This window comes from Burkholderia sp. Ac-20392, from assembly GCF_017104585.1.
GTDB lineage: Bacteria > Pseudomonadota > Gammaproteobacteria > Burkholderiales > Burkholderiaceae > Burkholderia > Burkholderia lata.
Genome location: NZ_JAAGPB010000414.1, coordinates 1 through 7,697, shown reverse-complemented (window position 1 = coordinate 7,697; position 7,697 = coordinate 1). Strand labels below are relative to the sequence as shown.

The following is a 7,697-nucleotide window of genomic DNA, read 5'->3' as shown; positions in this document are numbered from 1 at the left end:
GGGCTCGGCGGCGTGCCGGTCGTGTTCAACGAGCGCGCGCTGGCGGTCGCGCCGGCGGTGCCGACGTTCGCGGCCTGCTGATGGTGACGTGTGCGTGATGCCGCGCAAGCGGCGGCGAGCCGGTGAAACGCCGCGTGCATGCGCGCGGCGTTCGTTGCCTGCCGGATGGCCGGCAGGCTGCTACTGCTTGAGGAATGAGGCGAGCCAGCGCGGTGTCGCCGCGCGATCGAAGACGACGTGCAGCGACGGATTGAATGCGCCATATTCGCGCCCGTGGCGTTCGGCAAGCAGCGTCAGCGATCGGGGCGTATGAAACGAGAGGTGCCCGTTGCGCGGCATGCAGTACCACCACTGATCGATGCCGTCATCGAGGATCTCCTGGGTGATCAGCAACGTCTGGAACAGCAGCGCGCCGCCGGGCTTCCGGTAACGCATGATCTGGTCGAAGAGGTCGAACGGTGCCGGATGATGCTCGAATACCTCGAACGACACGATCGTATCGAACTGGCCTTCGGGGGGAACCGGGTGCGAGAACGGATCGTACGACGTCACGTCCGTGAAGCCGCGCGATAACAGTTTCCGTTCCAGCAGGCCCAGCCCCGAGCCGAAATCGAGCACCCGGTCTTCCCGCATTTCCGGAAAGCTGTTGCAGATCAGGTCGGCCTGCTGTTGCGGACGGATCTCGAGATACTCGGGGTCGTGGCGCGCATAGTCGTCGTTATAGACATGCTGCGCGAAATCGTCGTGGGTCCAGCTGTCGAACATCGGGGCCCACGTGAAGCCGCATTGCTCGCAAGCGTGGTAGTAGACCGGAACCCCCGTATACGGGTCGACTTTTTTCCGGCCATGCAGTCGGCGCCGCCGCGCGAGAAATCGACCAGGCCGCAGAGGGGTGCGTGGGCCGCACACACTTTGCAGGCAATGGCCGCCGGGTGGCGATTCAGGTCGTGACTCAAATCCCGTTCTCCTGTTCGCCAGCGAGGCGTGCGTGTGACGGATGGTGCCGGAGACGCTATCACGGTCGCATCGGCCGTCGCGACCGTGCGCGGCGGCGTGGCCAGGCGTGTCTACGGACGCAGCAGGTCGAACCCGCCGAATACGACGACACCGCTCAATACGATCATCGCGACGGAGTGCTGGCCGAAGTAGAGAATCGCGGCGGCAAGCCACGTCGTGATGCAGAAGGCGCCGATGCGGGCCATCGTGTGTTCCTCGAATGCGTGATGAAGTGCGTGCGCGCCGCACGGCGTTCATCGCCCGAAACGGCGAGCGGCGCCCACCGGCGGACGAAAAGGGCGACCCGAGCAGCGACGACCGCGGCGCCGGCACGTGTTGGGTGCCACGCCCGGAAGGGCGGGAGTCGAGGCCGGCGGCGTTGCGCACGCGTGCCCGGAGGCGACCGGCGCGCGCATCCCGCTGGCGAAGCCGCGATTTTACCAGCGCCACCGTGCCGCCAATCTGGCCCTTTCGTGGCCAAAATGCGGTGATCTTCCGTCAAATCAGTCCGGCCCCGATACTAAAGTTTCGTGTGACGAATGCCGTAAACGAGTTGGAAGGCAGTTTCCCCCCAGTCACGATTCGCTTACCGACATACGGACCGATACGATGCAGATCGATTTCTCCACGACCACACGCTCCCCGCTGGCGGACGGCAGCCTGAACGCGAACGCTTCGTCCGGCGCCACGGCGGCGACGTCGGCCACGCCCGCCGCAACGTCGTCCACCGATGGCGCGACGGGTACCTCGGGTGCAACGAGTACGACGGGCACCACGGGCACGAAGGATGCGACCGGCGCCTCCGGTCAGACGCTTGGCGCATCGGGCGCGTCGTCGGACAGCCCGGCAGTCGCCCAGCTGAAAGCGCTGATCGACCAGTTGCAGAAACAGCTGGCCACGATCGAACGCCAGATGGCGAGCGCGGCGCAGCGCGCGAAGGACGACCCGGCCGCGGCGATCGAACAGCAGTCGCTGAGTGCGAACGCCAGCGCGATCTCGGGGGCGCTTTCGACCGCGATCTCGCAACTCGCGGCGGCGATCGAGAAATCGGGCGGCTCGCAGGCGGGCGGGCTGGTGTCGACGCAGGCCTGACCGGTCGCGGCCGCGTCGGCCGCACGCATTACAATCGCAAGCACGTCTCTCTCGAAAGGACGGCGGAACGATGAATGCGGAACTCAACGACGACGACCTCGCCCGCTTCGAGTCGCAAGGCGGTACGCCGCTGCCGGCGGCCGACGAGCAAGGATGGCTGGAACACGACGGCGCGCGCATCTGGCACGCGTCGTTCGGCCAAGGCCCGGCGGTCGTGCTGCTGCACGGCGGCCTCGGCCACGGCGGCAACTGGGGCAACCAGGTGCCGGCGCTGCTCGCGGCCGGCTATCGCGCGATCGTGATCGACAGCCGCGGCCACGGCCGCAGCACGCGCGACGACCAACCCTATTCCTACGAACGCATGGCGTCGGACGTGCTCGCGGTCCTCGACGCGCTGCACGTCGACCGTGCGCGCTTCGTCGGCTGGAGCGACGGCGCGTGCATCGCGCTCGTGCTGGCCGATCGCGCGCCGGAACGGGCGGCCGGCGTGTTCTTCTTCGCGTGCAACATGGACCCGAGCGGTACGAAGGAGATCGTGCCGGGCCCGCTGCTCGACCGCTGCTTCGCGCGGCACCGCAAGGACTACGCGGAACTGTCCGCGACGCCGGACCAGTTCGACGCCTTCGTCGCGGCGGTCAGCGAAATGATGCGCACGCAACCGGATTACCGCGCGCAGGATCTCGCGGCGATCGCCGTGCCGGTCACGATCGTGCTGGGCGAGCACGACGAATTCATCCGGCCCGAGCACGCGACATACCTGGCGCGCACGATTCCGGGCGCAACGCTGACGACCCTGCCCGGCGTGAGCCATTTCGCGCCGCTGCAGCGGCCTGCGCGGTTCAACGCGGCGATGCTGGCGTTTCTCGAGCGGCTGCCGGGGTAACGACAGCGAACCGATTTGGAAATCCGCAGAATTTTTGCCGACGGAGGGAGGCGATTTGCCTCCCTCCTGGAGTCTGTCTTTCCCCGCCACGTCTTTAAATCGGGGTGCTGCGCCAGGAAAATTTTTTCAATCCTTCGCGTGCGCGCATGTAAATCTCGCAAAGAAAAAATATCACCACAATCGGACTCACCCATCCGAGCGTGTTTGAATAAGCTCCCAGCCATGATCCGGACAATAATTGAAGTATCGGGGCGGGATGCACGACATTGAAATGAATGGCTGCCTTTATGGGATTTACGACCAGAAAAATCAAAAGAAATGTGGAGATGACGAAATACAAAGCAATATTGAGTTTCTTTTGTGTCTGAGTGTTTCCTGGTGCACGGTCAGGGTCCGGCCAGCTGAACAGTTCCGCGACCCATCCACTTGGGCGTTGTTTGTGTTTCAATGAACCAATGGAGGGGCTCGCGGTAGCTCCGGACCGACCTAGGCGCAGGCTAATCACGCTGCAAAAAAGCACTGGGCACAGCAGGAAAGCTAGTGTTCGCGTGAGAAGGGAAGCCCGGCTTTCTCCGCGGCGAATGCATAAGAGATAGATTGGAACGCAAGTCAAAATATAGCTGCCTAAAATTGCAAGATCCGGATTAATATTTGTAAAGAATTTTGGAATTAACCAGATCAGTGTAAGAAGCCATGTTATGGTGATGAGCATTGCAACACCAGTTGCATATGCGGTGAGGCAAATCGCGAAGAACCAGCCGATGGTTCTGAGAAAGGAATTATCGGATGTCATTTGCCGGAACATCAGACGCTTGCCCATGGCAAGGACAGTCTCGAGACTATCGCCGCCGACATCAGATTTTGTCATCGCGCCCCCAACGTCAATCATCTGACTCAACGTGCGAGTCAAAGCATGCGTTTTCGGGTTCTGCTTGTACTGAGCCTGGAGTGCATCAAGCGCTTTTAGCGGATCTAATGCAGGTTCAAATTTCTTGATAGTGCCGTGGTACCCCGCATAAGCCAACGCTGCAGCTTCGACAGGGGTGAAGTAGTCGAGGTCGGTGCGAATGTCGGCAAGCATGGCGCGGATGGTGTTACGGACACCGTGCCAGCATGGTTCGTCGTCACGTAGGGAGACGAGTTCCACGTCCTGCCGGTCGATCAATTCGAGGCGTCCTTCCTCGGCGGAGAATTCGAGAAGTTTTTGCATGGCAAACCCGGCCGACACCGCTTTTTTTGTATCAAGAGTCATCCCCTGTGACGCATCAATGCAGAGGATCTGGACCGAGGGGCCGGTAGTACCCATTGGAGCCAGCAGGGATTGAACGCCGGTTTTGTCGACGATTCCGGCATCGACATACTGTGTGCCGTCGATGGCGCGAGGCTCGAATACGCCCGGCAGGGCGGTGGCTGCGGCAAGCCAACCTCCAACGTCATCCGTATCGATGAGCTGGTGTCCAACGATCTCGCGGTTCTCCAATTTAACGGTATTGAGAATGACTTCGAACGGCAAATGAGAGAAGTGACCTGCCTTCCATTTGAATTGCCGCTCGACCGAGCGGCCGAGGAAGAACGTCTTCTTGTCCAGCGAGTTAAGAAGAAATGATGTGTCAAGCAACGCCGAAGTCCGGGGATCCTTTGCCGAGATAGCTGACAGCGCGGCATAGGCAGCAATCGACGCTTGTGTTCCGATTTCATTCTGCGTGGTGCTTGGCGAAGCTGAGTTTCTCAGCTCATGGAATTTTTCAGCGTAATGCAAAGCGGCGAATGCGCCTCCTGACACCGCGGATATACGACGTATGGATCCGAGGTGACCCAGCTTGCCAAGAGCGATAAGCGCGCCGATTTGAAAGAATGCAGCCCGAAAGCCACCGCCAGAGAGCGCGAGATCGAATGGCCGAGACGTGAAATTATTCATTGGATTATTGAGGATTTTTGTATTGATCGCGTAGTTTGGCAAGGGTGTCGTCACCCCTGCCTTTGTGCAAGGGCGCATCTTCCCCGTCCTAACTCTCTTGTCTTTTTCGGCGTGGCTGGCGCTTTCTTGAGCGAAAGATCGATAGCTTATCGATTTGCCGAGCGGTGTCGGTTGGTCATGTGTCGATGGTTTCGAATGGCATTCCATTTTCGCAACCCGGTGTGCACCGATATTCGAAAAATTCCCCCATAAGTTTTTCTTGTGTCTTGTGAAAAATAACATCGATTGTGAAGTGCGCGCGATCAATCGATAGTCGTGCCTCGACAGGTTCGTGGGTGCGGCGATGGCACGACAGGTGTGGTGAGAAGCGCCACGTCGCGGCATCGGCCGATCGCGTGTCTCGAATAAAGAACGTGAGCCTGTCCATCACCGATTCAACAGCCAGACATTCAAGGAATCACAGCCATGTCATTCAAGATGAGGCACATCGTTGCCCCATTGTTCGTCGCCGCGTGCGCCACCGCCACGGCCGGCCGCGCGGCCGCCGCCACCCAGGACGACCTCCACGACACCGTGACCCGCTACATCGCGCCGCTGATGAAGCAGTACGCGATTCCCGGCATGGCGATCGGCATCGTCGCCGACGGCAAGCCCTACGTGTTCGACTACGGCGTGATGTCGACGCAAACCGGCAAGCCCGTCACCGGCGATACGCTGTTCGAAATCGGCTCCGTCAGCAAGACGCTGACCGCGACACTCGCGGCCGACGCGCAGGAGGGCGGCGAACTGTCGCTGGCCGATCCGGCGGGCAAGTACCTGCCCGCGGTGCAGGGCAAGCCGTTCGGCGTCGTGACGCTGCTCAATCTCGGCACGCACACGCCGGGCGGCATGCCGCTGCAGGTGCCGGACAGCATCCGCGATGACGCGGGCCTGATCCGCTATCTCGATGCGTGGCGGCCCGCGTATGCGCCGGGCACGTATCGCACATACTCGAACGTCGCGATCGGGATGCTCGGGTGGCTCACCGCGAAGGCGATGCACAAGGATTTCGCGGTGCTGATGGAGCAGCGGCTCTTTCCCGCGCTCGGGATGACGCACACGTACATCAACGTGCCGGAAGCACGCCAGGCCGACTATGCGCAGGGCTATACGCAGGACGGCAAGCCGATCCGGATGACGGGCGGCATGCTGTGGCAACCGGCCTACGGCGTGCGGACCACGGCGGCCGACCTGCTGCGCTTCGTGCAGGCGAACATGGGGCTGATTGAAACCGCGCCGCGCCTGCAGCGCGCGCTCGAGCGCACGCACACCGGCTATTTCCGCGCGGGGCCGCTGACGCAGGACCTGATCTGGGAACAGTATCCGTATCCGGTCGCGCTGCCGACGCTGATCGAAGGCAACTCGATGAAGATGCTGCGCGACGGGGTAGCGGCCACCGCGATCAAGCCGCCGCTCGCGCCGAGCGCGGATACGTGGATCAACAAGACGGGCTCGACCAACGGCTTCAGCACCTATGTCGCGTTCGTCCCCGCGAAGCGGATCGCGATCGTGATGCTCGCGAACCGCAGCTATCCGAACGAGGATCGCGTGAAGGCCGCGTACGGGATTCTCGGCGCGCTCGACGGCCGGCGGTAACGTTTCCACCGGAAAGTCGGCCGTTTCACCCGGCCGGCTCTCCCCAAAAAAACTGATACCTGTATCGGCGCGCTTCTGCAAAACGAAATACGTGCATCGCATCCCCTGAGCAGAATCCGGGCAGATCTCCGGGCGTGTCCGGATAGTTCAGTCAGGGGGAAACATGAGGAAGACCACTCTCGCGCGGCTGCTGTGCGGGCTGACCTTGGTCAGCGCGCTCGGCGCATGCGGCGGCAACATGGATGGCACGGGCGCGGCAGGCGCGTCGGCGAACGCGGCCGGCGGGTCCGGCGGCACCGACAACGGCAAGGGCAACGGCGGCAACCCGCCGGGCCAGCAGGTCGCGAACCGCGCGCTCGTGATCGAGCTCGACGGCGTCACTTATGCGGCACTGCAGGCCGGCATCGCGGGCGGCACGCTGCCGAACCTCGCGAAGCTGCACGTCGCGCCCGCCTACAGCGGCGGCGTCAACGGCCTGCTGTCGCAGCAGCCGAACCTCGACACGCCGAGCTGGGCCACGCTGCTCACCGGCGCGTGGGGCAATCGTCATCAGGTGCTGTCCGACGCACCGAACCAGGCGCTGCAGGCGCCGACCACCTTCGACACGCTGAAGACCGCGAACGCGGGCCTGCTCGGCGCGGCCGTCGGGTCGCCGGCGCTCGCATCGCTGCTGACCACCGGGCGCAATGCGGGCAGCCTCGACACGCTCGCGAACTGCGCGGCGGTCGACAGCTGCGTCACGCAGCAAGGCGCCACGATGATCCAGCAGGGCTACTCGCTCGTCGTCGCGCAATACCACTCGGCGCAGGATGCCGCGCTGAACTACGGCCTCGGCGCGTCGGCGTACGCGAATACGCTGCAGCAGCTCGACGCGGCCGTCGGCGCGCTCGTCGCCGAAACCGCGAAGCGCAACAAGGAGAACTGGCTGGTCGTCGTGACCGGCGGCCACGGCCTGAACGCGGCGGGCGGCAGCGACGGCCTGCCGCTGCTGTCCGAATCGACGACCTTCATCGCGATGAACCAGGCCGACAACGGACGACTGGGCAGCGCCGCACAGCCGGCGTCGCTGGCCGACCTGCACACGCGCGCCAGCATCGCCGATGTCGCGCCGACCGTGCTCGCGCAACTCGGCGCGCTGCCCGCGCCGTCCGCATATGAAATGGACGGCGGCGA

Annotated in this window: 7 protein-coding genes; 4 read left to right on the top strand and 3 right to left on the bottom strand. The window is 63.1% G+C overall.

The genetic code is table 11. The annotated features are described in order from the left end of the window. Positions 1 to 180 precede the first annotated feature (180 nt). Positions 181 to 765, bottom strand: coding sequence for a class I SAM-dependent methyltransferase (locus G3N99_RS30620; protein WP_241011928.1), 585 nt, complete (start codon positions 763 to 765; stop codon positions 181 to 183). A 302-nt stretch (positions 766 to 1,067) separates the two neighbouring features. Further along, entirely contained in the window at positions 1,068 to 1,202 is a 135-nt protein-coding gene (locus tag G3N99_RS42430) for a hypothetical protein (protein ID WP_006767081.1), read from the bottom strand. 403 nt (positions 1,203 to 1,605) lie between these two features. On the opposite strand from G3N99_RS42430, the gene G3N99_RS30615 reads away from it, so the two are divergent. Further along, entirely contained in the window at positions 1,606 to 2,088 is a 483-nt protein-coding gene (locus G3N99_RS30615) for a hypothetical protein (RefSeq protein ID WP_174933612.1), read from the top strand. 70 nt (positions 2,089 to 2,158) lie between these two features. Further along, on the top strand, positions 2,159 to 2,971 hold the full coding sequence (locus G3N99_RS30610) for an alpha/beta hydrolase (RefSeq protein WP_206124240.1): 813 nt from the start codon (positions 2,159 to 2,161) through the stop codon (positions 2,969 to 2,971). A gap of 94 nt (positions 2,972 to 3,065) precedes the next feature. Here G3N99_RS30610 and G3N99_RS30605 read toward each other — a convergent pair whose 3' ends face one another. Then, positions 3,066 to 5,195, bottom strand: a complete 2,130-nt coding sequence (locus G3N99_RS30605) for a patatin-like phospholipase family protein (protein WP_206124239.1) — start codon at positions 5,193 to 5,195, stop codon at positions 3,066 to 3,068. 159 nt (positions 5,196 to 5,354) lie between these two features. Between G3N99_RS30605 and ampC the strand changes: the two genes are divergently transcribed. After that, entirely contained in the window at positions 5,355 to 6,524 is a 1,170-nt protein-coding gene (gene ampC / locus G3N99_RS30600) for a class C beta-lactamase (RefSeq protein WP_174939171.1), read from the top strand. A 163-nt stretch (positions 6,525 to 6,687) separates the two neighbouring features. Further along, positions 6,688 to 7,697, top strand: a 1,010-nt coding sequence (locus tag G3N99_RS30595) for an alkaline phosphatase family protein (protein WP_346778508.1), incomplete at its 3' end; no start/stop codon positions are given.